Source organism: Ruminiclostridium cellobioparum subsp. termitidis CT1112, from assembly GCF_000350485.1.
Lineage (GTDB): Bacteria > Bacillota > Clostridia > Acetivibrionales > DSM-1351 > Ruminiclostridium > Ruminiclostridium termitidis.
This window is the reverse complement of record NZ_AORV01000020.1, coordinates 50733-76899: the sequence shown is the minus strand read 5'-3', so window position 1 is coordinate 76899 and position 26167 is coordinate 50733. Positions and strand designations below refer to the sequence as shown.

Genomic DNA, 26167 nt, shown 5'->3' with positions numbered 1-26167 from the left:
TTATAATAAATCTTAAAATAATCTACTGTTTTAATATTTTTGCGTTGCTATAATTTACTTGAAATTGAACAGAAAATATTTGTGAGGTACTAAATTGGATAATTCATTGGTAAAAAAATTCAGAAATCAAATTCAGCTTCAATTAATGACTCTGCCTGGTATATTATTTTTGGCAATCTTCTCTTATATTCCAATGGCAGGAATTCTTATCGCCTTTAAGGACTACAATATCGGAAGCGGTTTTTTCGGCAGCAGTTGGGCAGGATTGAAGTATTTCAGGGATATGTTCTCTGATCCCATGTTTATGCAGTCTGCCGGAAATACACTTATTTTAAGTTTATACAATATAGTTATCGGGTTTCCCATCCCTATAATTCTTGCTTTGATTCTTAATGAAATTCCGGGGCGCAATTTAAAAAAGATAATCCAGACCAGTGCATATTTGCCTTACTTCATATCCTTTGTAATTGTAGCCTCCATGTGGATAACCTTTCTTGATCCGAAGGGCTTTGTAAATGACTTTCTTATGATGACCGGAATTATTCATGAGCCTATTGAATTCTGGACCGAGCCTAAATATTACAGGATGCTTTCTACCCTGGTCAATGTGTGGAAGTCAGCCGGCTACAATGCAATCATTTACCTTGCGGCTATAGCAGGTATAAACCAGGAAATGTATGAGGCCGCTTATGTGGATGGTGCAGGAAGGATGAGACGTATTTTCAACATTACCTTGCCAAACATGTCAGGTGTTATTTCGATCATGTTCATACTCGGAATCGGCGGTTTGGTCAGAGGCAGCCTGGATACTTCGGTTCTGCTGGGAAGTCCTTTTAACAGCAGCGTATCATACGTGGTTGAATATTATACCCTTGATATGGGCCTGAATCTGGGCAGATATTCCTTTGCTACGGCAGTGAGCTTATTTCAGTCTGTGCTCTCACTTATCCTGGTCTTTGGAACCAATTGGCTTACAGGTAAAATAAACGGTAATAAAATTATCTAGCTTTAAAGGAGAAGAAATTGTATGAATAAATTGAAAATGACGAAGGAAGACCTTGTGGTGAACACAATAGCAATTGTTTTAGGACTTTTTGTACTTATAATCACACTTTATCCTTTCTATCTGTGCTTACTCAGGTCTTTCAATGAAGGACAGGATGCGGCAACAGGCAACCTGTTTTTTCTCCCGAGAAAATTCACTCTCATGAATTATTATATAGTATTATCTGACAATGCACTGATACGCTCCTTTGCTGTCACAATACTGAGGACTGTTATAGGAACATTATCCGGGCTTTTCTTTACTTCCATGGTGTCCTACGGTCTTTCGAAAAAAAATCTGCTTTTCAGAAAAGGCTATTCCTACATGGCGCTTATCACCATGTATTTCAGCGGAGGGCTCATACCCGGATATCTGCTCCTGAGAAATCTGCATCTTTTGAATAACTTCCTGGTTTACATTATTCCGGGACTGTTCAGCTATTATTATGCACTGCTCATTATAGCTTTCTACAGGGAATTGCCCGATGAGATCGAAGAATCTGCAAAAATAGACGGAGCAGGAGACTTTTATATCTTCGTAAGAATCATTTTTCCGCTGTCAAAACCGGTATTGGCAACAATCGCCCTGTTTCTGGGTGTGAATCACTGGAATGACTGGTTTACCTCAGCTTATTATATAAGCGATCAGAAGCTGTGGACCATGCCCACAATACTCATGCGCGTTTTATCCGGGGTTGAAGGACTTAACAAAATCAACGAAATGAAGGGCTCGGTCAGCGGTATGAACATGGGGACGCTGAATTCTTCAAGCAGTGTAACTCTTGAGTCCATAAGATATGCCACCCTCGTTGTAACTGTGCTGCCTATTATTCTGGTATACCCGTTTTTACAGAAATATTTTGTAAAGGGCATGCTGGTGGGGTCAATTAAAGCATAATAACTATATTCGGATGGAATGCAATGCTTTATTATATACAGGGGGAGGATGTGTAAACGGATACTGTCTGAAGCATTTAATACAATATAATTGTAAAATATATAAGGAGGATTTTATCATGAAAACAAAGTTAACCAGAATTCTGGCTATAATTACCTGCGCAGGTATGTTATCAGTAATGGCAGCTGGATGCGGTGATAAGCAGACTGCAGCAGAAACCAGTGCAAGCGGACAAATTTCTGCAGGTCAAAGTACTGCGGCGGCCGATCCGGACAAAATGGACTGGCAGTTGGATACATCTCCTGTAACACTGAAGGCATATAGTGACCGCAGCTGGTTTGGTGACTGGAGCGATCCGGTGGCTCGGAATATCACAAAAAAGACTGGAGTTACACTTGATACAAAGGTTCCGGTAAAGGACGAAACAACTGAATCAATAAATCTCATGATAGCAAGCAATTCCTTTCCGGATGTGATGTTCCTCAATGGAGACATCTCAAATCCGTCAATCAGTTCATTACTTAAGCAGAACTTTTTATACAGTGTTGATGATTTAATGGATCAGTACGCACCAAAGCTTCGTGATATTCTCAACAACGAAGTCGGTCCCGAAATTCTCAATAATTTTAAATACACCGACGGAAAGAACTATGTTCTTTACTATGGATATAATACTCAATTGGTATCGGATATAAAAAACCAGATGAATCAATTGCTTCCTATCTGGCTTTCGAGATTTAATGTAAGGACCGACTATTTCGATGAGGCTGGAAAACCTGATACTACAACTCCAGAAGGATTTATGTCCGCTCTTGAACAGATGAAGGCAAAGCACCCGGATAAACTGGGATTGATAGTTCAGAATCTGGGTTGGTTTAAGACTTACTTTGGAATTGACAGTGAATATTATGTTAAAGATGGAAACATATTGTCCAACATAAAAAATCCCATTTATCTGGAAATGGTTAAATATTGTAATCAATTGTACAGTAAGGGACTTTTGGCAAAGGACGGCTTCATGAACCCGCCGTGGGACGTTTTATATTCAAAATGGACCGGAGGTGAAACAATCGGTATCATGGGCAACTTTGCAGATGATGGAAAAGCACTTGGCAATACAGGTACTACCATATTATCTTTACCTCCTTTTAAAACTTATTCATATACAATAGTTCCTCAGCCATGGATGGGAGCGGTAATACCAAAAAGCTCCAAAAATGCTGAAAGAACTATCCGTTTCCTTGAATACTGTGCATCAAAAGAAGGAAACCTTGATATGGGATATGGGTTGGAAGGCGATGCTTTCGGTTCAATTGAGGAAGGGCCGCAATATTCCATACAAAAGGATGTTAAGCATCAGTTGTTCCCTGAGGGAAAACCTGTGTGGTTCAAGGAATTCAGTGATGCATTCAACAAAGACAACAGCGGAATTGAAAACAGGTCAGGTGTGTTTAAGCATCACATAATGGACAACTGGGCAATTTATGACTGGTTCATACCCGATTGGTCCAAGGTTGATGAAAAGAAGCAGAAGTATGATGAAGAAATGAGCCCGTATGTAAATTACAAGCCTGAATACCTCTTCAATTTAGACGGAACAAGTGACGAAGTGGTTATAAAGGAAAAGGTATCAAAGCTCATAAGCGACTATGAGGTTAAGATGGTTTTTGCAAAGAGCGAGGCAGAAATGACGGCTGCGTATAATGAAATGCTGCAGAAATGCGACCAGTACAAGCTGCCGCAGCTGGAAGCGGAGTGGACCAGGCAATATAAAGCCAATATGGCAAGACTGGGTAAATAAAACACACACGGAGGCTGCCTGAAAAGGCAGTCTCCGGCATTTTAGACAACCTTCGGACTTTTAAATTGGAGATAAACTATGTATAAAAGCGTAATTAATAAAGATATTGTGAATAAAAACATTATGAATCAAAATATTATTAATGTAAGAATATATTCGGACAAAAAAATATTGAATCCGGTCTTATCTGCAGATGAAAAGGCAGTTCTTAAGGTGGAGGCTGAGCTGGAGGACGGAAGTCTTGCGGCTGCAGCCGACCTGAAAGTAGAATTTCTCTGCAGAACGAAGCACAGCAGCGGAAAGGCTGAAGTGCTGAAAGTTGATGCTGCCGGGATTGTTACGCCTCTTAACGGCGGAACTGCCTCAATTGAAGCAAGGGTTACCTATGGGGGAAAAACGTACCTGTCGGATGAACTTATGTTTGTGGTAAGGCCGTTCTACAGGGAGTACCACCAGACACTGACAATGAAAATGTTTATGGGAATGGAGGGCTGGATTGAAAACAGCAAAGACCTCACGGTTGTTCAAACCTTCCAGTCTGCTCTCGATACCATAAAAAAAATAGACTGCCTGACCAGAGGAATACCTAAAATAATATATCTGGTGGGCTGGCAGGAGGGAGGGCATGACCATATGTATCCGTCATGGTTTGAGGTAAATCATCTCCTCAGGCGTGAAGAGGATGAAACTGCATTGCAGAGCCTTAAATGGCTGATAAACGAGGCTGAAAAATATAATACTTCTGTGAGCCTTCACATTAATATGAATGATGCTTATGAAGACAGTCCGTATTTTCAGACCTATCTGGACAATGACCTGTTAGCACGTAATAAGGATGGCTCCCTGCTTACCTTCGATTTCTGGAAGGACAGGCCTATGTATTGTGTGAGTCCCACGCTGGAATGGGAAAAGGGCTTTGCTAAAAAAAGAATTGATCAATTCTGCGACATGTTTCCTGAACTATTAAAGTCACATACAATACATATTGACAACTGGGTGGTAAAATCTCATCACGACGGAGGTCCGTTAAGTCCGTACCATAATGTAACAATTGAGCAGGATGAAGAAGTCCAAAGAAAGCTGTTTCATTATTGGCGGTCAAAAGGCTTTGATGTTACTTCCGAAGGCGCAGATCATGGGAGAACAGATCCGAAGATCGGGCTTCAGCCGATGACCTGGTGGGGACTGAAATTTGATCCTATGGAAATTCCTGCATCACTATACTGCGGAGGAAGAGTTGACCGCCATGATGGAGATCCCAGATTTGGAGACAGCATGCATGGTGAAGATATCTTCCTCAGAAATTTCGGAAAACCGGATATTTTGGAGGGTTTTACCGATGAATTCTGTTCAAATACACTTATGTGGTATTATCTTAACAGGCTGGAACGCCTGAGACTTGAAAATGACGTTGTATACTACTCGGAAGGTGTGGTTGCAGGCTGTAAGGACGGAAGGGTTCTGATAAAAAAAGGTGATATGGTACTCAGAAACGGTGACATACTTTTTGTGCCTGTTCTCTGGAAGGAACAACGCGAAATCATGGCATACAGCAGAAGAACTGTGCATATCACCAATGCACTGCCGGAGGAGTGGTCCGACGTGGAAAGTGTGGATGTGTTCGGGATAACTCAAACGGGTGTCGAACCGCTGACAAAAGGCATCAGGGTTAAAGACGGCAGGGTTGAATTGCCACTGCAGGCCGGCCGAGCGGTAGTTATAATACCTGTGCAATAATTTCAATGAAATAAATGAGGAAAAGCAAATCCCTGTCAAATAAGTATTTTTGAAAGCGTTATTCATTTAACTAATTGGGGAGGATTTTTATGCAGAATAAGTTATTTTACTCAACACCGGCTGAAGATTGGCTGGAGGCTCTTCCTCTGGGCAACGGACGTATTGGAGGCATGTTTTTTGGAAGAGTACAGAAAGAGCGCATTTCATTAAACGAAGATACTTTGTGGTCCGGTTATCCCAGAGATAAAAATAACTATGCAGCGATAGATTACCTTGATTACGCCAAGAAGCTTGTAAAAGAAAGAAAATATGCTGAGGCACATGACTTAATCGAAAAAAAGTTGCTGGGTTATTGGAATGAATCCTATCAGCCTTTAGGCGATTTATATCTGGAATTTGCTTCCAAGGGTCCGGTTTCGGAATATAGCAGGGAATTGGATCTCGAGAGTGCAGCCGGCAGAGTAGCCTACACAAAAGGTGATATACACTATAGCCGTGAAATTTTTATAAGTGCTGTAGATAATGTAATGGTTATCAGACTGACAGCGGATAAAGAAAAAAAATCTGAATTTTTCTGCCGGCCTGGGCAGCCTGCTCAAACATTCTGTAAAAGGTGTTGGAGAAAATTGCATTGCACTGTCGGGACAATGCCCCGATCATGTTGAGCCTAATTATGTTGAAAATAGCAGGCAACCGGTAATATATGCGGAAAAAGGCTGCGGAATGGCATTTGAAGTTCAGACCCGGGTTGTGCTTGAGGACGGATGTGCATATACAAATGACGGTAAATTAACAGTTGAAGGAGCTACAAGTGCTACATTGATTTTAACTGTAGCCACAGGCTTCAAGGGATTTGATAAATTCCCTGAAACCCATACTAAAAAATTGGCACAGAGATGTGGAAAAATCCTTGAAAAGGCTGCCGCAAAGAGCTACCGGCAATTATACGAAGCACATGTAAAAGATTATCAGAAGCTCTATAAAAGAGTTGAATTAAATATAGGCAGCTCAAAGACGGAAAACTCCGGACTGCCCACCGACAAGAGGCTGCAGGCTATTGCACAGGGAGGAGAGGATATTGAACTCATCAATTTATATTTCCAATTTAACAGATATCTTCTAATAGCCAGTTCCAGACGCCGAACCCAGCCTGCAAATCTGCAGGGAATATGGAACTATGAAATGAGGCCTGCATGGAGCAGCAACTATACAACCAACATCAATACGCAGATGAATTACTGGCTGGCTGAAGTCTGTAATCTGTCCGAGTGCCATGAGCCTTTGTTTGATATGCTGGATGAACTGCAGACTGCAGGAAATTTGACTGCCAAAGTTCATTTTGGCCTTAATGGCTGGGTGGCAAATCACAATGTAGACCTGTGGAGAAATACTCCGCCTGTATCGGGCGATGCTCAGTATGCATTCTGGCCTATGGCAGGCGGGTGGCTTTGCGGACATTTATGGGAACATTATATGTTTAGTCAGGACAGAAGATTTCTTGAGAAAAAGGCCTATCCTATTATGAAAGGTGCCGCACAGTTCTATATGGGATGGCTTGAAGAGAATGACGAAGGATACCTTGTAACACCTCTGTCAACATCACCGGAAAATAAATTCAGTTATGACGGAAAGCGTGCGGGTGTCAGTGCCGGTTGTACGATGGATATGTGCATTATATGGGAACTGTTCTCAAATTGTATTGAGGCGAGCAGTATCCTCGGCATTGATGAGGAATTCTGCAATGAGCTGAAAAAATCCAAAAACAAGCTTCTTCCTTATAAAATCGGAAAGTTTGGTCAGCTCCAGGAATGGTCTGAGGATTTTGAAGAAAATGAGACTGGCCACAGACATATTTCACATATGTATGGGCTGTACCCGGGAAACAGAGCATTTATACAGGATGACGGAAAATATATTGAAGCGTGCGCAAAATCTATTGATCGGCGTATTGAAAACGGAGGCGGTGGGACAGGATGGAGCTGTGCCTGGATAATAAGCTGCCTTGCAAGACTGAACGATGGTGAAAGGGCATACTCCTTCCTGAATAAACAGTTAAGAGAAGCAACCCACAAAAATCTGTTTGATGTTCACCCGCCGAAATCATTCCAGATAGACGGAAATTTCGGAGCAGCCGCGGCAATAGCAGAAATGCTGCTTCAAAGCCACAAAGGTGAGATAATTTTGCTGCCGGCACTTCCAAAGGCATGGGAAAACGGGTATGTAAAAGGCCTTAGAGCCAGAGGCGGTTTTGAGATAGATATCAAATGGGAAAATGGCAAAGCTGTTTCCTGCAGGATAAAGTCATTAGCAGGTAATACTTGCAGAATAAAGACAAACAGTAATGTACAGGTTTGTGATGAAAGTGAAAAGATACTTCAAAGCCGGTTCGAATACTATACAACCAGCTTTGATACTAAAAAGGGCAAAGCTTACGTTATAACAGACATAAGGTAGTCCAAAGGAAAAACTGCTTGTAACTGGCACAGGGAGTGTTGGGCAATGCCGTAATTTACCCGATAAATAGAAAATGATATAAGCGAAGGGTTATGATGGAAAATAAAAAAATTGTTGTTTTTCTCGATTCAGGTGACACACTAATTAATGAAAGTACCGAAATACGTGATGCAAATGATGTTGTAATCAGTGCGGATGTTATCCCGGGCGCCGACGCAATGGTCAGAACACTGTATGAAAAGGGATATACCATAGCTTTAGTCGCTGATGGGTTGGAACAATCCTTTAAAAATGTACTTACTCAGAACGGTATTTGTAATTGTTTTGCAGCTCTGATAAATTCTGAAAATACAGGTGTCTGCAAACCTGACGGCAGGATGTTCAAAGCTGCTGCAGAGGCCTTGGATCTGACCGAAAAGGATTTTAAACGTGTTGTGATGGTTGGGAACAACCTCGGCAGAGATGTAAAAGGTGCTAATGAGCTTGGAATCACCAGTGTTTTTATGGCATGGACTCCGAGATATCCCAGGACTCCGGCCGATGAAAGCGAAGTGCCTGACTACACTATTTACAATCCTGTTGAACTGGTGGATTTAGTAGACAAACTCAATTCAGAGTATGAGGACTGAGCTGAATATAATTAACAGGAATAAAATTTCTTAAAGGAGGAAGGCAGTTGCAGATAAATCATATCAGGCCTGAGCAGGGCTTTCATTCAAACGGCATCATTGATTTCTCCCCTGTTCTTTCAAAAATGCTGTCGGAAGTTATGGACGGTACCACTTTCACTTTTGCATCCGGTGAATATCACTTTTGGCCCGATAATGCAATAAATCGTAAGATGTTTCTCTCAAATACCGATTCTGCAAAGCATCCACAAAAAGATATCGCAATACTGATAGAAAATAAAGAAAATATTACTTTACTTGGAGAAAACACCTTTTTTATTTTTCATGGCAAAGTAATGATGTTTGCCATACTGAACTGCGATAATATAAGAATAGAAGGCATTTCTTTTGATTATGCCTGTCCGTCTACTGTTGATGTGACAGTTGAAAAAAATCAAATAACCGGTGAAAATTCAGTTGCCGAAATCTGCATTCCCCCTGTTTATTCATTTGAAACGGACGGGAAAAACGTAACCTGGCAAAGTGAAAAAAGTCCCTATTCAGGTGTTGCTTACTGGGCCGGAAAAAATGGCATGGAGCTTTCCCAGCATTATCATAGAAACAATGGATTTGTAAACAGGACTGACGAGGATCTCTTTTACAAATGCAGTTCCATAGAAAAAATAGGTTTGAATAAACTTCGCATTGTCTATGACGGTATTAGAAATTTTGAATCAGGAGACGCATTTCAGATGAGGTATACTGTTAGAGATTCCAGCGGTATATTTATCACTGAAAGCAGCAATATTGTATTCAGCAGATTAAATATAGGCTTTATGCACGGAATCGGCATCATATGCCAGTGCACCGATAATCTTGAAATAGGGCATGTAAACTTTAAGACAATAGATGCTCAAAAAACTACTGCCTCAGCTGCTGACTTTATTCAGGTTTCGGGATGCAAGGGCAGGATATGGATTCATGATTCTGTTTTTGTAAATCCTCACGATGATCATATCAACGTACATGGAACCTTTCTAAGACTGGTGAAAAATGAGGGCAGCAAAATAACCCTACGCTATTGCCATGACCAGACCCTGGGCTTCAAGTCGGTTTTTGCAGGGGACATACTGCAGTTTTATAACAGTTCCACACTTATTCCGGTCGGCCGGCCTTATACCGTCCTCAGTTCCTGCGGTCCGGACTGCGATAACCTGGATCTTATGGAGATTGAACTGGACAGAACCTTCCTTGAAACCGTCGGTAAAGCTGCCAGCGGCAATAATACATCAGAATATGATCTGGTGGCTGAAAACCTGACATGGATACCTGAGGTATTAATAGAAAACAACAGCTTTGAGGCTTGTCCCACAAGAGCCGTTCTTGTGACCGTTGCCGGAAAGGTAGTTATCAGAAACAATACCTTTGAGCACATTCTGATGGCAGGAATATTTATCTCCTGTGATGCCGGCGGCTGGTACGAATCAGGGCCTGTTAAAGATGTTCTCATAGAAAAAAACACATTTGTGAACTGCAGTTCCCATGCTGTATTGGTTGAACCAACAAATGCTGTACTTTGTCAAAACAAAAAGGTACATACCAATATCCGTATACATGAAAATATTATTAAGGGTTTTATTCCCTGTGCCTTTCAAATTAAATCGGGTGATAATATATCCATCTCAAACAATAGCATTGAGCTCCAGGATGAAGCATCTGATTTCTCAATTATTAAAAATATAAGTTCCAATATTGAGGAAAGTGACAATAAAATATATTTTTATTCTAAGACGATTCAAGCCGGTTACTGATCAGTGGCTTGCACGATGAACTCATTCTGCTCGTTGAGTCCGGGCTTTAGCCCGTCGAAGCTCTTCAGATTGCTGCAAGCAAGCCTGCAGACTGCTTTGGGCTAAAGGATAAAGGATAATTAAAGGCGGGCAGAGGGCTGATCTGCTTCCGGTTAATGGCGGTCCTCCCGCGGATATGAATGCAATACCGAATGTCATCCGGCATAAAAATGCAAAAATTGTATATTGATACTGCAAATATTGGAAAAATATAGTATAATTAGAATGGTTATTCCGAATAACCCGAGTGGTTTTTTTATAGGCTGATTGCCTGGGACATAGTAAACTCGACACAGTGAAGAATCGGAATTTGACGGGGGATGGAAAAATGGGAGTTGCATTTTTTCTTGGATTTATAATATTATTGATCATAGCTGGATTGATGCTTATTTCACTAATAATTGGTATCATTCTGCTTATTGCCGGAAATATAAAGAAAAAGAAATATCAATCTAAAGGTGAAAATAAAAAAAATCCTAAGATTATGATCGGCATAGGAACAATAATGACGGCAATGCCGATAATCATAGTAATTATTTTTTGTGTCCTTGGAGGACTGGCCTCACTGGAGGAGAACAGAAGGGAAAAATACTTTTTAGCTAATGCAGTAACCAATGAAGACTACGGACTACTTAAACAATTTCTTGAAGGGGGCGTTCCCGCAGATTCCAATGATTATAAGCTGATTGGAGGAAATTTTGTATCGGATGAAGGGTATGCAACACCTCTCTGGCTGGCATGCGGCGCAGGAAATTATGATATGGTTAAGCTGCTGCTTGAATATGGAGCTGATCCTGACAGAGAAGGGCCTAATCGTAGTACGCCGGTTGAGCAGGCTATCAGTGACGGTCATTATGATATTTTAGAATTGCTTCTGTCAAAGGGGGCAGATCCAAATTACAGGAATTATGCAGGGAATGTATATCTTGTTTCGGCATGCAGAACGGGAGATGTAAAGGCGGTGGAACTGTTGCTTAAATATGGGGCAGATCCGGATGTGACTGATTCGGATGGTGTGAAATTATTGGAATACGAGGATACAATATATAAATACATTCCTGAGTATAATACTCCGCCTGCTGATGAAAAGGACTGTCTTGCCATTATTGATTTACTTAAGGAATATGGTGCGGAAAAGTAATTGATGAAAAGAATTTCCAAATCAGAGGAGGCCGGACAATGACGTATGTATACTTGATGAACAATCTAAAGCCAATAAATAAGGAACTCATAAAGAACCATGTTGAACACTTAAAAAAATTAAAGAATCAAGGCAAACTTGTATTTTGCGGACCTTTTACGGATTACCCCGGAGGAATGGTCATATTTTTGGCAGAAGATTTGGCCGAAGCAACGAATATTGCAAAGTCTGATCCTTTCATAGCTTCAGGATGCAAATCTTTTGAAATCAGAACACTGGAGCCTGCCAATGACGGGAACAATTATCTATTGGAAGAATAAAAAAGCATTTCCATTAGTGCCAGCCGGCAAAGCAATTGCGAATATCCCTGCCGCCATGGATCTACCAAGATTCAGGCGGCATTTTTATTGGCCGTTCAAAGGTACGTGGAAGGTATAATTCTGATGACATATAAGTGGCCTGAAGGAAATACAAATTAAAATATTTTCCGGATTAATATTTCTTTAACATTTTATAATCATTTCATTAACAAATTGAATTTATGATAGGTTCATCAAATGAAGTAACACAAAACAAGCGGATTTAAAAAATTCAGGAGGATGATGAAAATGTCAACAGAGTATAAATTAAAAACCGGTAAAATTGGAGAGAAGGTTGTAGATGCATACAAAAAAATTGAAGAAAATGTGGTTGGAGGTTATAAAAAAATTGAAGATAAGTTTGTAGATGCTTTCCTGGAGAAGGTGGAAGATAAAGAAAAGAAAGAAAAAAAAGAAGCTAACGAGGATAAGTAAGTACAGGAATTTTTTCAATAAACAATCAAAAAAACATAGGGGGAATATTATGAAAAAGAGTAGTTTTATTGCGATGATTTTGGGAACAGTTGGAGGAATATTATTAGCACTTGGAATGTGCATGTGCCTGTTACCGGAATGGAATGCATTTAAACCGGGAGTAATAATGGGAAGTATAGGACTGGTGGTGCTTCTGACCATGGTATTTACCTGGAGGAAGATGGAAAACAAAGCTCCTGTTAGGTTAAATGGAAAAACAGTTATATCTGTGCTTATAGGAGTTTTAGGGGCTATTTTGTTAGGTGTGGGCATGTGTTTGACAATGGTATGGAGCAATATGGTGCTTGGAATTGTAATCGGCATTATAGGAATTGTAATACTTTTGTGTTTAATTCCCTTTATAAAAGGATTAAAGTAACTCTTTGACCGGATTTTTCGACATTATTATATTCACATCAAATGGAGAAAATAATCCGTTTAATTTTTATAAAAAAGACCAGCTATAAAAAGTCAAGGGGGTAAGAGCAAAAAATCAGTCTAGATTTTCGAGCCAATTTTTAGCATCTACCAGCCAGCGGTGAGGGGATAAAACCATGCCATTGTCCAAGACAAAGTTAATGTACGCAAGAGAGGCATGAGCAAGGGATATTTCTAAAGCTGATGTTACAACATCGAAAAATGGCGGTGTACCATTCTGATCCCATGACAACTTGTCTGCTAGGAACAAAACCATATCATGAACAGACGGATTTTTCTTCAGCGTGGTATGACATTCAATAGCAGAAAGGATAAGTGGATCATCGACCCCAAACAACTCTCTGGCAAAAACAGCAGAAAGCCTTGGATGCAACAAAAATGGATATTTCTTCTCTGACGCATCTATCTCCCAGTTTTGAGTAATGGCATAGTCGAGCATATCTTGAGGTTACAGGACGTTTGAAATGTCATGCAGTAACGCAGCGATAGACGCTTTAGCATCATTCGCCCCAAACTGCATGGCTATTTTTTTGCTCATACTGGCAACAGAAATGCAGTGGGAAGCAGTATCCTGCTTGCTATTGATAGTTAGGAAATTGGTACTATCCGTTTTGAAGTCACTGGATAACAAAATTGCCTGTATGTGGGGCCAACATGATAAGTCTAGCATTTTTACCCCTCCGTCATATTTGACTGACATTTTTTTTGCGGCGTCGCCTCATATGGTCTATTCTCTCTTAGAATGGTGAAGATGATGTTACACATCTTCCGGGCAACTACACCAACGGCGGTCAAATGGTGTTTTCCTCTTGCTTTGAGTGATTGGTAGTCTAACAGGATGGGATCGCAGAACGCCGCCCTCTGTCTGTTACGCTTATTATCCCATATCCAACACAGGATAACAAGTTTTCATAATGTCATAGAGAGCTATTTTATTTTAAGAAATAAAAAACAAGAAATAAAAAACAACATGATGAGATAAAAGTATTATCTGCGAAATTTATCCAATCTTAAAATTAATATTTCAACAACATAATATTAGCATTTTTTAAACATTTCGACATTATTATATTCACATCAAATGGAGAAAATAATCCGTTTAATTTTTATAAAAAAGGAGATATCCATATGCAGGACTACACAAATAATTTTGTAGGATATGAGTACAAGGATGTAACGGTAAAGCGAAACATGGAAACGGTATATGCCGATGGCTATACCAATTTTGGCTGGACATTGGAAAGTACTTCGACATCAATACAAAGTGCAGGAACAGTGACATTAAAGTTTAAGAGAGACAGAGGTATCCGAACTAAAGCAGAATTGACCAGGTTACAAAGGCAATTTGATTCATGTATTTCGGAAATTCAAAGGCTGGAGTTTTCAAAAATACTCCAGGCTTCAGCTGTTGCTTATGTTGTAGGTGTTATTGGAACAGCTTTTATGGCTGGCTCTGTTTTTGCCAATCTGGCGGGAATGATACCACTCTCTGTACTCCTGGCAATACCTGGATTTTCAGGCTGGATCATACCATATTTATGTTACCGTTCCATAAGTACTAAAAAAAGTGAAGAAGTTACCCCGCTGATTGATAAGAAGTATGATGAAATTTATGAAGTTTGTGAAAAGGCAAACAGCATGTTGAATAACTAATTTTCCAGAGAAAGGATTGAGCCGCTATGAGTATTAAAACAAATTTACAGGCAGCTGCCCTCCGCAAAGCATATGATTTTATTGACAGAGATGTACAAATCAATCTTCCCAGGATTATTGAAATATGGGACAAACTTATACCTAAAGGTTTTTTGGAAGAACAGTTAAGCGTTGTTAAGAGTGTTATGTCTGATACTGATAATATCTGGTATAAATATGTTATGAGTTTATGGACAGACATTGATGACGGAATCCGTAGGAGTATTTTTGAAAACTTTATAGTCAATGCAAGTATGAAATACAGTGACTTAAGTGATGAGCTGCAGGAAAAATATGATTGCAATATCCCATGGGCTATACTTATGGATCCGACGTCAGCCTGCAATCTTCATTGTACTGGCTGCTGGGCCGCTGAATATGGAAACAGATTGAACATGACGTATGAGGAACTGGATAATATAATCGGTCAGGCGAATGAACTCGGGACATATTTCTTCCTTTTTTCAGGGGGAGAACCCCTGGTAAGAAAGAGTGATATAATTCGCTTATGTGAGGCTCATCCGGATTGCCAGTTTACTGCTTTTACAAATGGCACACTTATTGACGAGACATTTGTCAATGAAATTTTAAGAGTCAGGAATTTCATTCCGGCAATTAGTGTTGAGGGCTTTGAAAATGACACTGATTTCCGCCGTGGTAACGGAACCTTTGCTAAGGTGCAGGAAGCAATGTCATTATTGAAGTCGAAAAAGGTACCGTTTGGAATTTCATGCTGCTATACCAGCCGGAATTGTGAAATTATAGGTTCTGAGGGATACTTTGATCAAATGATAGCCTGGGGGGCAAAATTCTGTTGGTTCTTTACATATATGCCGGTAGGTAACTCTGCTGTTCCTGAACTTATGGTCAGTGCCGAACAAAGAAAGTTTATGTACGGGCAGGTACGGAAGTTCCGTAAAACCAAGCCGATATTTACAATGGATTTCTGGAATGATGCTGAATACCCAGGGGGGTGTATTGCAGGCGGAAGAAAATATTTACATATAAATGCAAACGGTGACATTGAGCCTTGTGCGTTTATACACTATTCCGATTCAAATATACGGGAAAAAACACTACTTGAGGCACTTAAATCACCGTTATTCATGGCATATCGGGCCAGACAGCCTTTCAATGAAAATCACCTTCGCCCATGCCCGTTGTTGGACAATCCTCAAAAACTTATTGAAATGGTGGAAATATCAGGCTCACATTCCACAGATTTGGTAAGCCCTGAAAACGTCCATAAGCTTGCTGAAAAATGCAGGCCGATATCGGAAAAATGGGCACAAACTGCTGATAAGCTCTGGGAATGAAGCCATTAATAGAGTGATAAATTATATAACTGTTAATGCAGATAATGCAGGAAGGTTATGGGACATTTTATAAAAGCAACAAATAATCCCGGGTGGTTTTGCAATGGCTGCCTGGGATTTATTAAAAATTACCGGGGATTTTAACATTTTTTTAACATTTTATTTTTATAATTGTTTCTAACTTATAAATGAGGGAGATTTATCATGGTAAACATACTTGTTGTTGAGGATGATATAAAGTTAAATCAAATTGTCTGCACATATTTAAACGATAATGGTTATGCAGCCAGGGGATGCTTAAATCCGAGAGAAGCTTATGAGGTTATGTACAGCAATATATACGATTTAATAATTTCGGATATTATGATGCCTGATATAAATGGCTTTGAATTTGCCGAAACCGTAAGGAATGTCAATAAAACAATTCCAATATTATTTATGACTGCCAGTGATGATATTTCTTCAAAGCAAAAAGGTTTTCAGGCAGGAATAGACGATTACATGGTTAAACCCATTAACTTGAACGAATTGGTGCTTCGTGTCGGTGCATTACTGCGCAGGTCGAACATTTCGGCAGAAAAACGCCTGGTTGCCGGAAATCTTGAGATGGATTCAGGTGAAATGACTGTAACAGTGGATGGTAAGGAAGTCCCTGTAACATTAAGAGAATTTAACATCCTTTATAAGCTCATATCTTATCCAAAACATACATTTTCCCGCGCACAGCTCATGGATGAGTTCTGGGGCATTGACAGCAATGCAAGTCTAAGGGCGGTAGATGTGTATATTACAAAGCTTCGGGATAAATTTTCAGAGTGTGATTCCTTCAAAATTGTCACAGTACATGGGCTTGGATATAAGGCGGTGTTATTGAATGAGAAAGAGTGTTGAGAAGAGCCCGCAGCTAAAGTCAAAGAATGGGGTATGGAGGGCATTCATTATGACTTTCCTTGTATTAACCATACTTACAGGCGGACAGGTTCTGATTTATAATAAATTTATAGGCATTGATATCATACCCCTGCGATATATTTTTTCAATGCTGGGATATTGGGGAGTAGTTTCATTAATTTTTTCCATATTGACAAATTATCAAATCTATAGGGGATTTGATAAGCCCATGCGTAAAATGAGCAATGCAGCCAAACAGGTAGCTCAGGGTGATTTTTCAGTATATCTTGAACCTGTGCACAGGCTTGATAAACAGGATTACATGGACATAATGTTTGAGGATTTCAACCGGATGGTAGAAGAATTGGGCAGTATTGAAACATTGAAAAATGATTTTATTGCAAATGTATCCCATGAAATCAAAACACCTTTATCAATAATACAAAATTATACTGCGGCTCTAAAAAAAAATAACCTGTCAGCCGGACTGAGAAATGAATATTGCGATACTATCCATATTGCATCTCAACGCCTGACAAATTTGGTAACCAACATTTTAAAATTAAATAAACTGGAAAATCAGGAAATCCGTACTTTGGCAGAACCTTACGATCTATGCCGCCAGCTGTGTGAATGTGCACTCACTTTTGAAGATTTATGGGAGAAAAAGAATATAGAATTTATTGCAGATATGGATGATTGTGCGTTAATTTACTCGGATGCAAGTATGCTGGAAATTGTGTGGTACAATCTTCTCTCGAATGCTCTGAAGTTTACTGACCAGGGAGGAAAAATTACTTTAGTCCAGACATCTGATGAGGAATATGTAACTGTAGCCATTTCCGACACCGGCTGCGGTATGGATGAAGAGACAAAAAAACACATATTTGATAAGTTTTATCAGGGAGACACATCACATTCCCGTGAGGGTAACGGTCTGGGACTTGCACTGACACTTAAAGTGCTTGAGCTGGCAGGCGGGTCCATTGTGGTGACCAGTGAACCCGGTAAAGGGTCGACATTTACCGTTAGATTAAAAATCGATCCCTATTAAGTTTCAATACTGGTCAGTAACTCTTATAGCTTGTAATTTAATTATCAAACTAGTCTAATTGGAAAAGGAGAAGCGATTATGGGTGAAATGGCGGAAAATGAAAGGAAATATATAGGCTTTGAGTATAAAAATATTACCGTAAAGCGCAGCATGGAATCGGTGTATACCGATGGATATCAAAATTTTGGCTGGTCGCTTGAAGGTACATCCACACCTATACAAAGTGTCGGTTCGGTAACTCTGAATTTCAAACGTGACCGAAAGCTTCGCAATAAGGCTGAACTGACAAGGCTTCAGCGGCAATTTGATTCCTGTGTTACTGAGATTCAAAGATTGGAGTTTTCCAAGCTAGTACGTGCTTCGGCAGTTGCATATACTACCGGTTTAATTGGAACTGCCTTTATGGCTGGCTCTGTCTTTGCAGTTTTGGCAGACCGGATACCACTTATGATATTACTTGCTGTTCCAGCTTTTGCCGGTTGGATATTACCTTATTTCTTTTATTGCATACTACTCAGAAGAAAAACCGAGCAGGTGGAGCCTCTGATTGACAAAAAGTACGATGAAATATATGAAGTATGTGAAAAGGCAAATAACCTCCTGCCCAAATAAGGCCGGCAGCATTTCATATGATTAAAGCATTACAGAAAATGTTTTTATTAATATTATCGGATTAATATTATCGGAGGAATGAATAATGAAAGATACTTTTATGCAGGTTAATACAACAAAAGTCAATAAAATTATTGCTGTCATTTTATCGGTCCTTTTTGTTGGAGGGGTTTTCCTCTTTTTTACACATTCGATTATTTTGGGAGAAGTAGTTGGGTCACTGGCACTTGAACTGATTTTTGCTTCGTTTTTCATTTTCAGAAAGAAGTATCCCAGGCTTGTAATGGCTGTACTGTTTATGGCAGTCCTGACAATTACAATTCCGTATATAGGCGGACCGTATACTGGAATGATTGTGGTTATTGTTCTATGTGTTGTATCCCTCTACTTGGATAAAGGCATTCTATTCAGTTTTGGTGGTCTATACAGTGTTACATATGTTATTATGTATTATGCGGCAAACCATAAATTTGATACGGATTTCTTTTCTACCATGGGCTTTTTGGGACTGGCTGTCATAGTTTTATACTTTGTCAGTAAAAGGAGTGCAGACCTTATCCTTTTATCAAACAAAAAAGAAGCTGAAGCAAAAGAACTGCTTGATTCTCTGGATAAGATGGTGGCTGTTATTCAGGAAAATACTGCTTCATTAAATGTAGACATAAACAATTGTGACAACGATATTGGAACATTAAAAAAAATCAGTAATATTATGGCTTTAACTATAAAAGCTGTAACCGAAGGTGTAATAAGCCAGACGGACAGCCTTACTCATATAAGTAACATGATTACCGGTGCCGATGAAGAAATGGCTGAAATAAATCAGCTTTCCCAGAACCTTGCCAGTACTTCTGAAAATACAAAACATGTTGTTTATGAAAGTTCTGACAGTATAAATCAAATGGAAGTACAGATGAATATAATTAAATATGCGGTGCAGGAATCTTTGACCACAGTGGAAGAGCTTAATGAATGTATGGAGGAAGTGAACAGTTTTCTTTCTGCTATAAATCAGATTTCCAGCCAGACTAATCTTCTGGCGCTGAATGCCAGTATTGAGGCGGCAAGAGCCGGCGAGGCCGGAGCAGGCTTTTCAGTGGTTGCAAATGAGATAAAGCAGCTCGCCGGGCAGAGTTCCAATACCGTGAAGCATATTAATAAAATTATTGGCGATATTCAGACCAGGACACAACTTGTTATTGAAAAGGCTAATAACGGTTCTGCAGCAGTTAATGAAGGTGAGAATATATCCAGGAAAGTTTTAGCCGGCTTTGAGAACATAAAATCGTCTTTTGAAAATATTGATGAATATATTGCATTAGAGTTCAGTAAAACAGAGCATGTAAGCGGAATTTTTTCGCAAATACGCGAACAATCCCTGAATATATCCGATATTTCAATTAAACATTCGGAAGCGACCGAAGAAATGCTGGCAACCACTGAAGAGCAGAATTCCAGTATAGAAGTTATAGCTGAATCGATTAGAAGAATTAATGCTTCAAGTGTGAAACTGCGGAAACTTATTGAAAATAAAAATGATTTATAGTCCTTCTGATACATGGCAGGGAGGTTTCAAAGCATGATTTATATTCTGGTAGTAGAAGACGATATAAAACTCAATGAGATTGTTTGTACTTACCTTAAAGATAACGGATATAATGCAATCGGATGCAAATTTGCAATGGAAGCATTTGACAACATGGCAGCCAATAGTGTTGATTTAATCATTTCGGATATCATGATGCCTCATATGGACGGGTTTGAGTTTGCAGCAATGGTCAGAAATCAAGATAAAACAATACCCATCTTATTTATGACAGCCAGGGATGATATTGTCTCAAAGCAAAAGGGCTACCGTTTGGGTATTGATGATTATATGGTCAAGCCAATTGATATGGCTGAGCTTGTTCTCAGGGTAGGTGCACTTCTCAGAAGGGCAAATATAGCCAATGAAAAAAAACTGACTATTGGAGGACTTACCATGAATGCTGATGAGAGGACGGTATCTTTGAACGGTGAAGATATTCCATTGTCCATAAGAGAATTCAATATTCTTTTTAAACTGTTATCCTATCCTAAAAGGACTTTCACACGTATGCAGTTGATGGATGAATTCTGGGGAATGGACTCCGAAAGTACACCGCGGACCGTTGATGTCTATATTACCAAACTGCGGGACAAGTTCGCCAACTGCATGGATTTTGAAATAACTACGGTACACGGTCTTGGGTATAAGGCGGTGCTTAAATGAGGTGGAAAAAGGATAAGAGAATTAATACCGGTTTTATATCAATTAAGGATTTTGTTGGTATACTGCTGGTGTTAATGGTGGTAAACGGCTGTTATGTAATGATATATTTGACATATGTACAGAGGGGAAACGGCACTATTAATTATATTGCTCCGCCAATGCTGGGTTATCTTTGCACAATGACTCTTATAATAGCCATCATCAGCGGAAGCATTCGGCATAATTATTTCAGCCGTCCCATGCGGCAGCTGGGTGAAGCAGCAAAGCGGATAGCACAGGGCGATTTTTCGGTACGGGTTAAACCATTACGTAAAGACGGCAGGAAGGATTATGTTGAAGTGATGTTTGAAGATTTTAATAAAATGGTTGAGGAACTTTCAAGTATCGAAACATTGAAAAACGATTTTATTGCCAATGTGTCCCATGAAATCAAGACACCACTTTCAATAATCCAAAGTTACGCTATGGCACTCCAGCGTAGCAATCTTTCAGAGCAGGAACGAAGTGAATATACAAGTACCATTATAGCAGCATCACAGAAGCTTTCTGAGCTGGTAACAAACATACTTAAGCTGAACAAGCTTGAAAATCAGGAGATTATACCTTTATCCGGGCCTTATGACTTGAGCGAACAGCTTAGATGCTGTGCTCTGGCGTTTGAGGATTTGTGGGAAAGGAAGGATATAATATTTACCGCAGACCTGGATGAGGAGGTAATTGTAACTTATGATGAAAGTATGATGGAAATTATATGGAATAACCTTCTTTCAAATGCTTTAAAATTTACCGAAGAAGGCGGCTCCATAGCATTGACACTGAAAACAGATGATAAAGCAGCTATAGTGTCCATATCAGATAATGGCTGCGGCATGGATGAAGAAACCGTCAAACATATTTTTGACAAGTTCTTTCAGGGAGATACTTCTCATTCACAACAGGGGAACGGGCTAGGGCTTACACTTGTTATGAAGGTAATTGAAATCTTTAAAGGCGAAATCAAAGTAAATAGTAATCCGGGATACGGAACAACTTTTACAGTCCGGTTAAATTTGTAGATTAATGCTTTTTATAAGCTTTTCTTGATTAATTCATCAGGAAAGGCTTTTTTAATATTTCTTTAACAATTGTTTTACATCTCATAAACATTTTACCCTTAATATAAGCATATCAAAAAGAACAAACAAGTCATATCAAAGAGGAGAAAATGTACATGAGTAATCAAAATATGCAAACAAATGAATTATATCTGGTTACCGGAGCTGCCGGAAATCTGGGAAGCAGCGTAGCGGCCAGGCTGCTGGAAGAGGGCAAAAAAGTGAGAGGGCTTGTATTAAAAGGAGATCCTGCAGCTGCGCGCCTTCCCAAAGGGGTTGATATTTGCATCGGGGATGTGACCGATACCCGAAGCCTGGAGAGTTTCTTTAATGCAGAAGAGGGTACGGAATTAATAGTTATCCATTGCGCCGCTATTGTAACGGTCAATCCAAACTTTAATCAGAAAGTGTATGATGTGAATGTTGGCGGAACTAAAAATATACTGAATGCCTGTATTGAGAGAAAGGTTAAAAAACTGGTGTATGTCAGCTCCATCAGTGCGATTCCCGAATTATCCCCTGGACAGGCTATTACCGAGATAGATCATTATAACCCTGATGCCGTTATCGGCTTTTACGGTAAAACCAAGGCTGAGGCATCTCAGGTTGTAATGGATATGGCAGAGAAACACGATTTGGATGCTTCCATCGTATTTCCAACCGGCATTTGCGGGCCGGATGACTATGCATTTGGGCCTGTGGCAAGCTTTCTCATCGATTACTGTGCAGGAAAATTGCCGGCTGGGGTGGAAGGCAGCTTCAATGCAGTGGATGCAAGAGATCTTGCAGATGCAATAGTGACCTGCTGCAGAAAAGGAAGAAAGGGCCATGGTTATATTTTGGGAAATGAATGTGTGACCATGCGGCAAATGTTTCATCTGCTCAGTAAATTAACCGGTACAAAGGAAATTAAGATGATATTGCCTGTGGGAATTGCCAAACTTCTTGGGAAACTGTGCGACCTGGGAGAAAAAATAACAAAAAAACCAATGCGTATGACGAGTTTTGCAGTATACAATCTGATCCGGAATAATGTATTTGATTGTTCAAAGGCAAAGCGGGAACTTGGCTATCGCACACGCCCATTTGCTGAGTCCGTTGAGGATACAATTGATTGGTTGAGAAGGGAAAATATAATTCAAGCTTAATGTAAAGTATATGGAGGTCATTATGAGCCAAGCAACAAAATAACATTCAATTTTATTATTTTTATGTTGACTTTAAGTAAGGATAGTATTATTATTAAATTAACGTAAACGATTACGGCATCGATACCGTCAACGATAACGGTATCGATGCCGTAAAGTGTTACATGATGAGACAACACAATGAATTATCGGGTTAGGGGATCTGAATGAAAATTACAATCAGGGATATCGCTCAAAAAGCAAATGTTTCTACTACGACAGTTTCAAGAGTTTTAAATAATAAGCCCGACGTGGGAAAAGATACAGTAGAAAAAATAAGACGCATCATTGAAGAATTTGAATACCACCCAAGTACTATAGCAAGAGGTTTGGTATTAAAGAAGACTTCTACAATAGGGTTTATTATTCCGGATGTATGTAATCCTTACTTTCCTGAATTACTGAGGAATGTGGAGGATGAAGCCAAAAAGTATAATTACTCCACAATTTACGTTAATACAGACGATATAGAGGGTAACGAAATTAAAATGATAAATCTTCTTAGAAGCAAGCAAGTGGATGGTATTATTATCTCTTCTTTCATGGATAGCAAAGAGGGCTTGTCATTACTTACTAAAATGCATAAGGAACGTTTTCCGTTTGTATTGATCGGCATGCTTGGAAACGATAAAAAGTTTAGAAAATTTCCATCTGTTACGATTGATAATTTTGAATCAGGCTACAACGCAACAAAGCATTTAATTGATTTAGGACATAAAAAGATTGCCCATATAACCGGTCTTCCTGAATTGAATACATTTATTGGAAGGCGGGAAGGTTATAAACAAGCACTAAAGGACCATAATATAGAGTTCCGGCCGGAATGGCTGATACAAGCCGGCTATACCGGAGAATCAAGTTACGACTGTACTAGGGAACTGCTTAAACGTAAGGAACTTCCAACTGCTATATTTACATCAAATGATCTTTTGGCATTAGGCTGCTATCAAGCTCTTTCCGAGGCAAAGATTGCTATTCCGGAGGAGATTTCATTGATCGGACATGATGATGTATTTATGATTTATCCGTCTATTACTACCATGAGGCAGCCTAAAAAGGAGATAGCCCAAAAATCAGTTGAGATATTGATGGGACAAATCAACGAAAATAATGAATCCTTCAGCACATCGGCAGTATTGCATGCCGAGCTTGTTGTTCGCAAATCTACAGGCCCGTTAAATTTTTAAAATATTATAAGTAAATTTATTTTTTAATGACTTTTCCGGAAACGTTTACGTAAATTTCAAACCGATGAAAACAGCATATAGCATAATTTTTAAACATACAGTTAACATAATAAATAATGAAAAGGAGAATGAAAATGGCGAATTATTCCATGTGGCTGCTTGAATATGCTTATGTTCCGGTTCAGGCAATCAGCAGCGTATTGGCAGGACAACATAACAAGGGAACATGTAAATTGGCATTTACGTATTTGGCGATTATAGGTGAAGGCCATAACATTTTAATTGATGTGGGGACTGATAATTCCAATGAGTACACAAGGAAGTTATCTGAAAGAGACAGTATAACAAATTGGCAGCCTCCGGAGAAGGTCCTGGCCAATATCGGATTAAAGCCTGAAGACATAGATACTGTAATTTTTACACATGCACATTATGATCATATAAACAATATGGATGCTTTCCCGAATGCACATTTTTATATGCAGTCCAAAGAACTTTTAGGCTGGATTTCTGCAATGAGTATGGAAAAAAAATACTCAAGCCTGCAAATGGCATTAAACCCCGATGATATTGTTAATGCCGTCAAAAAGTTGGCAGAAGGCCGTTTAACGTTAATAGACGGGGAGTATAGGAACATTCTGCCGGGTATTAATCTATATCCTGCCTATGACGGACATACCTATGGTTCACAAATGATTGAAGTTGAAAATGAGGCGGACGGAAAAACTGATAATTGGATTGTGACAGGTGACCTGGTATATGTAGAGGAGAACCTCACAGGAATCAATAATGATGGTATATATGTTCCGGTAGGATTAGGCGTGGGCTCGCCAGCCAACATGATGAAGACCTATGATGAAATTCTAAAAAGAGCTCATGGAAGAATGGAGAGAATTGTAATTGGCCATGAATCAAATAATTGGACAAAGTACAATTCATGGACTACAAAAGAAAACTTACAGGTTGCGGAACTTTGTCTTGCACCTGGTATTAAGAGTCTTATACCCAAAACAATTTAGGAATTAATTAATTAATTCAATAGATTAAAGGAGGAATTTATTTTATGAGAAAAGCATTTATAGGTCTTTCATCAGCTTTATTGGTGGCTTCAATGTTACTTACCGGTTGTGGTTCAGCATCTACAGGTGATTCATCAACCAACTCAAGTGCTGCAGGCAGCTCTTCAGACAGTAAATTTGACCTGGCAGTGGTTTCAATTTCACCCTCGGATGCGAATAATGCAACTTATATCAAGGGCTTAAAAGAAGCAGCAGCCAAATACGGCTGGACTGTGAGTGTAACAGATGCCCACGGAAGTGCGGATGAAGCAAACGCAGCGATCCAGAACTTTGTGACCAGGGGCGCCGATGCCATTATCGACATGGTATTCCCGACAACATCTCTTGCTACAGGCCTTCGTGCAGCAAAAGAAGCTAAAATTCCCGTTGCTACCTGGGGCGGCGGAATGGGCGATGGAGTGGTTGTTACCAATGGTACAGGCGGATTATTCGCTGTTCCCATTGTTGAAATGATGAAGGAACAATTGGGGGATAAAGCCGATATCCTTGCTCTTACTTATCACACAGGACAAGTTGCCAGAGAAAGAGAAGCCGAACTTGATAAAGTATTTAAAGACATGCCGGGTATTAAAATAACTAAAAATGAAGTTAAAATACCAGGTACATTACAGGATGGTGCCCAATATGCGAACGCATGGCTGGCTTCTCATCCCGAAAACTCCGGCAAGCTTGCAATTTGGGGTTCATGGGATGATCCTGCCCTGGGTGCAATCTCCTCTTTAAAACAACAGAATAGAAAAGATATTCTTGTTTTTGGTCAAAATGGAAACGCAGATGCTATAAAAGCAGTTCAAGACGGATGGATGACAGCAACAGCCTGGGAGGATGCAGCAGCTGAGGCGGCAAAAGCCGTTGAAATTCTTAAACAGGTAATTGATACAGGTTATGATAATTGGAAGCCAACAACTGCCGAAGTACCTCCGGTTGTTGTTACAAAAGATACTGTAGATCAGTTTATAAAAGATCATCCCGAAGCAATAAAATAATTTTATTGTAAATA

The 26167-nt window shown here is 39.6% G+C and carries 26 protein-coding genes; 24 read left to right on the top strand and 2 right to left on the bottom strand.

What is annotated here, in order from left to right:
• The first annotated feature begins 94 nt into the window (after positions 1-94).
• From CTER_RS04435 to CTER_RS04385, 12 genes are all read left to right on the top strand, one after another.
• Positions 95-1006, top strand: coding sequence for an ABC transporter permease (locus CTER_RS04435; protein ID WP_004623866.1), 912 nt, complete (start codon positions 95-97; stop codon positions 1004-1006).
• A gap of 21 nt (positions 1007-1027) precedes the next feature.
• Positions 1028-1942, top strand: a complete 915-nt coding sequence (locus tag CTER_RS04430) for a carbohydrate ABC transporter permease (RefSeq protein WP_004623873.1) — start codon at positions 1028-1030, stop codon at positions 1940-1942.
• Between the two features lie 118 nt (positions 1943-2060).
• Positions 2061-3743 carry a type 2 periplasmic-binding domain-containing protein gene (locus CTER_RS04425; RefSeq protein ID WP_004623878.1) on the top strand — a complete coding sequence of 561 codons (1683 nt, stop codon included), beginning with the start codon at positions 2061-2063 and terminating at the stop codon, positions 3741-3743.
• A 78-nt stretch (positions 3744-3821) separates the two neighbouring features.
• Positions 3822-5480, top strand: coding sequence for an endo-alpha-N-acetylgalactosaminidase family protein (locus CTER_RS04420; protein WP_004623899.1), 1659 nt, complete (start codon positions 3822-3824; stop codon positions 5478-5480).
• A gap of 89 nt (positions 5481-5569) precedes the next feature.
• A complete protein-coding gene (locus CTER_RS27410; protein ID WP_083908918.1) occupies positions 5570-6145 on the top strand; it encodes a glycoside hydrolase family 95 protein in 576 nt (191 codons plus the stop codon).
• Complete coding sequence (locus tag CTER_RS04415; protein WP_004623881.1) at positions 6030-7934, top strand: glycosyl hydrolase family 95 catalytic domain-containing protein; 1905 nt, start codon at positions 6030-6032, stop codon at positions 7932-7934. Before CTER_RS27410 ends, CTER_RS04415 begins: the two co-directional genes overlap by 116 nt.
• Before the next feature lie 95 nt (positions 7935-8029).
• Positions 8030-8563 carry an HAD family hydrolase gene (locus tag CTER_RS04410; protein ID WP_004623869.1) on the top strand — a complete coding sequence of 178 codons (534 nt, stop codon included), beginning with the start codon at positions 8030-8032 and terminating at the stop codon, positions 8561-8563.
• 47 nt (positions 8564-8610) lie between these two features.
• Positions 8611-10353, top strand: coding sequence for a right-handed parallel beta-helix repeat-containing protein (locus tag CTER_RS04405; RefSeq protein WP_004623906.1), 1743 nt, complete (start codon positions 8611-8613; stop codon positions 10351-10353).
• A gap of 367 nt (positions 10354-10720) precedes the next feature.
• Positions 10721-11533: an ankyrin repeat domain-containing protein gene (locus tag CTER_RS26770; RefSeq protein ID WP_004623919.1), complete on the top strand. Its 813-nt coding sequence runs from the start codon at positions 10721-10723 to the stop codon at positions 11531-11533.
• Between the two features lie 38 nt (positions 11534-11571).
• Positions 11572-11853, top strand: a complete 282-nt coding sequence (locus CTER_RS04395; RefSeq protein WP_004623921.1) for a YciI family protein — start codon at positions 11572-11574, stop codon at positions 11851-11853.
• Between the two features lie 288 nt (positions 11854-12141).
• Positions 12142-12327, top strand: coding sequence for a hypothetical protein (locus CTER_RS04390; RefSeq protein WP_004623923.1), 186 nt, complete (start codon positions 12142-12144; stop codon positions 12325-12327).
• A gap of 49 nt (positions 12328-12376) precedes the next feature.
• Entirely contained in the window at positions 12377-12745 is a 369-nt protein-coding gene (locus tag CTER_RS04385) for a hypothetical protein (RefSeq protein ID WP_004623871.1), read from the top strand.
• Positions 12746-12859: 114 nt separating this feature from the next.
• Here the strand turns inward: CTER_RS04385 and CTER_RS04380 are convergent, their stop codons facing one another.
• Together CTER_RS04380 and CTER_RS04375 are read right to left on the bottom strand one after the other, a co-directional pair.
• A complete protein-coding gene (locus CTER_RS04380) occupies positions 12860-13243 on the bottom strand; it encodes an HD family phosphohydrolase (RefSeq protein WP_242834927.1) in 384 nt (127 codons plus the stop codon).
• A gap of 9 nt (positions 13244-13252) precedes the next feature.
• On the bottom strand, positions 13253-13474 hold the full coding sequence (locus CTER_RS04375) for an HDIG domain-containing metalloprotein (RefSeq protein ID WP_040760304.1): 222 nt from the start codon (positions 13472-13474) through the stop codon (positions 13253-13255).
• A 458-nt stretch (positions 13475-13932) separates the two neighbouring features.
• Between CTER_RS04375 and CTER_RS04370 the strand changes: the two genes are divergently transcribed.
• From CTER_RS04370 to CTER_RS04315, 12 genes are all read left to right on the top strand, one after another.
• Positions 13933-14457, top strand: a complete 525-nt coding sequence (locus tag CTER_RS04370; RefSeq protein ID WP_004623874.1) for a hypothetical protein — start codon at positions 13933-13935, stop codon at positions 14455-14457.
• 26 nt (positions 14458-14483) lie between these two features.
• A complete protein-coding gene (locus CTER_RS04365) occupies positions 14484-15812 on the top strand; it encodes a radical SAM/SPASM domain-containing protein (RefSeq protein WP_004623882.1) in 1329 nt (442 codons plus the stop codon).
• Between the two features lie 204 nt (positions 15813-16016).
• Entirely contained in the window at positions 16017-16703 is a 687-nt protein-coding gene (locus CTER_RS04360) for a response regulator transcription factor (RefSeq protein WP_004623941.1), read from the top strand.
• Positions 16687-17757 (top strand): sensor histidine kinase, encoded by a 1071-nt coding sequence (locus CTER_RS04355; protein WP_004623911.1) that lies wholly within the window; start codon positions 16687-16689, stop codon positions 17755-17757. Before CTER_RS04360 ends, CTER_RS04355 begins: the two co-directional genes overlap by 17 nt.
• Before the next feature lie 78 nt (positions 17758-17835).
• Positions 17836-18369 carry a hypothetical protein gene (locus CTER_RS04350; RefSeq protein ID WP_004623920.1) on the top strand — a complete coding sequence of 178 codons (534 nt, stop codon included), beginning with the start codon at positions 17836-17838 and terminating at the stop codon, positions 18367-18369.
• 85 nt (positions 18370-18454) lie between these two features.
• Positions 18455-19915 carry a methyl-accepting chemotaxis protein gene (locus CTER_RS04345; protein ID WP_004623914.1) on the top strand — a complete coding sequence of 487 codons (1461 nt, stop codon included), beginning with the start codon at positions 18455-18457 and terminating at the stop codon, positions 19913-19915.
• 33 nt (positions 19916-19948) lie between these two features.
• A complete protein-coding gene (locus tag CTER_RS04340) occupies positions 19949-20620 on the top strand; it encodes a response regulator transcription factor (RefSeq protein WP_004623957.1) in 672 nt (223 codons plus the stop codon).
• Complete coding sequence (locus CTER_RS04335; protein ID WP_004623956.1) at positions 20617-21675, top strand: HAMP domain-containing sensor histidine kinase; 1059 nt, start codon at positions 20617-20619, stop codon at positions 21673-21675. Before CTER_RS04340 ends, CTER_RS04335 begins: the two co-directional genes overlap by 4 nt.
• A 155-nt stretch (positions 21676-21830) precedes the next feature.
• On the top strand, positions 21831-22862 hold the full coding sequence (locus CTER_RS04330; protein ID WP_004623879.1) for an NAD-dependent epimerase/dehydratase family protein: 1032 nt from the start codon (positions 21831-21833) through the stop codon (positions 22860-22862).
• A gap of 206 nt (positions 22863-23068) precedes the next feature.
• A complete protein-coding gene (locus tag CTER_RS04325; RefSeq protein ID WP_004623883.1) occupies positions 23069-24088 on the top strand; it encodes a LacI family DNA-binding transcriptional regulator in 1020 nt (339 codons plus the stop codon).
• Between the two features lie 134 nt (positions 24089-24222).
• Positions 24223-25107 (top strand): N-acyl homoserine lactonase family protein, encoded by an 885-nt coding sequence (locus CTER_RS04320; protein ID WP_004623924.1) that lies wholly within the window; start codon positions 24223-24225, stop codon positions 25105-25107.
• 44 nt (positions 25108-25151) lie between these two features.
• Positions 25152-26153 (top strand): sugar ABC transporter substrate-binding protein, encoded by a 1002-nt coding sequence (locus tag CTER_RS04315; protein WP_004623877.1) that lies wholly within the window; start codon positions 25152-25154, stop codon positions 26151-26153.
• The last annotated feature ends 14 nt before the right edge of the window (positions 26154-26167 follow it).

Coding starts and splice junctions, on each gene's coding strand:
- CTER_RS04430 (WP_004623873.1), top strand. CDS start 1,028: ATGAATAAATTGAAAATGACGAAGGAAGACCTTGTGGTGAACACAATA.
- CTER_RS04425 (WP_004623878.1), top strand. CDS start 2,061: ATGAAAACAAAGTTAACCAGAATTCTGGCTATAATTACCTGCGCAGGT.
- CTER_RS04420 (WP_004623899.1), top strand. CDS start 3,822: ATGTATAAAAGCGTAATTAATAAAGATATTGTGAATAAAAACATTATG.
- CTER_RS27410 (WP_083908918.1), top strand. CDS start 5,570: ATGCAGAATAAGTTATTTTACTCAACACCGGCTGAAGATTGGCTGGAG.
- CTER_RS04410 (WP_004623869.1), top strand. CDS start 8,030: ATGGAAAATAAAAAAATTGTTGTTTTTCTCGATTCAGGTGACACACTA.
- CTER_RS26770 (WP_004623919.1), top strand. CDS start 10,721: ATGGGAGTTGCATTTTTTCTTGGATTTATAATATTATTGATCATAGCT.
- CTER_RS04395 (WP_004623921.1), top strand. CDS start 11,572: ATGACGTATGTATACTTGATGAACAATCTAAAGCCAATAAATAAGGAA.
- CTER_RS04390 (WP_004623923.1), top strand. CDS start 12,142: ATGTCAACAGAGTATAAATTAAAAACCGGTAAAATTGGAGAGAAGGTT.
- CTER_RS04385 (WP_004623871.1), top strand. CDS start 12,377: ATGAAAAAGAGTAGTTTTATTGCGATGATTTTGGGAACAGTTGGAGGA.
- CTER_RS04380 (WP_242834927.1), bottom strand. CDS start 13,243: ATGCTCGACTATGCCATTACTCAAAACTGGGAGATAGATGCGTCAGAG.
- CTER_RS04375 (WP_040760304.1), bottom strand. CDS start 13,474: ATGCTAGACTTATCATGTTGGCCCCACATACAGGCAATTTTGTTATCC.
- CTER_RS04370 (WP_004623874.1), top strand. CDS start 13,933: ATGCAGGACTACACAAATAATTTTGTAGGATATGAGTACAAGGATGTA.
- CTER_RS04365 (WP_004623882.1), top strand. CDS start 14,484: ATGAGTATTAAAACAAATTTACAGGCAGCTGCCCTCCGCAAAGCATAT.
- CTER_RS04360 (WP_004623941.1), top strand. CDS start 16,017: ATGGTAAACATACTTGTTGTTGAGGATGATATAAAGTTAAATCAAATT.
- CTER_RS04355 (WP_004623911.1), top strand. CDS start 16,687: ATGAGAAAGAGTGTTGAGAAGAGCCCGCAGCTAAAGTCAAAGAATGGG.
- CTER_RS04350 (WP_004623920.1), top strand. CDS start 17,836: ATGGGTGAAATGGCGGAAAATGAAAGGAAATATATAGGCTTTGAGTAT.
- CTER_RS04345 (WP_004623914.1), top strand. CDS start 18,455: ATGAAAGATACTTTTATGCAGGTTAATACAACAAAAGTCAATAAAATT.
- CTER_RS04340 (WP_004623957.1), top strand. CDS start 19,949: ATGATTTATATTCTGGTAGTAGAAGACGATATAAAACTCAATGAGATT.
- CTER_RS04335 (WP_004623956.1), top strand. CDS start 20,617: ATGAGGTGGAAAAAGGATAAGAGAATTAATACCGGTTTTATATCAATT.
- CTER_RS04330 (WP_004623879.1), top strand. CDS start 21,831: ATGAGTAATCAAAATATGCAAACAAATGAATTATATCTGGTTACCGGA.
- CTER_RS04325 (WP_004623883.1), top strand. CDS start 23,069: ATGAAAATTACAATCAGGGATATCGCTCAAAAAGCAAATGTTTCTACT.
- CTER_RS04320 (WP_004623924.1), top strand. CDS start 24,223: ATGGCGAATTATTCCATGTGGCTGCTTGAATATGCTTATGTTCCGGTT.
- CTER_RS04315 (WP_004623877.1), top strand. CDS start 25,152: ATGAGAAAAGCATTTATAGGTCTTTCATCAGCTTTATTGGTGGCTTCA.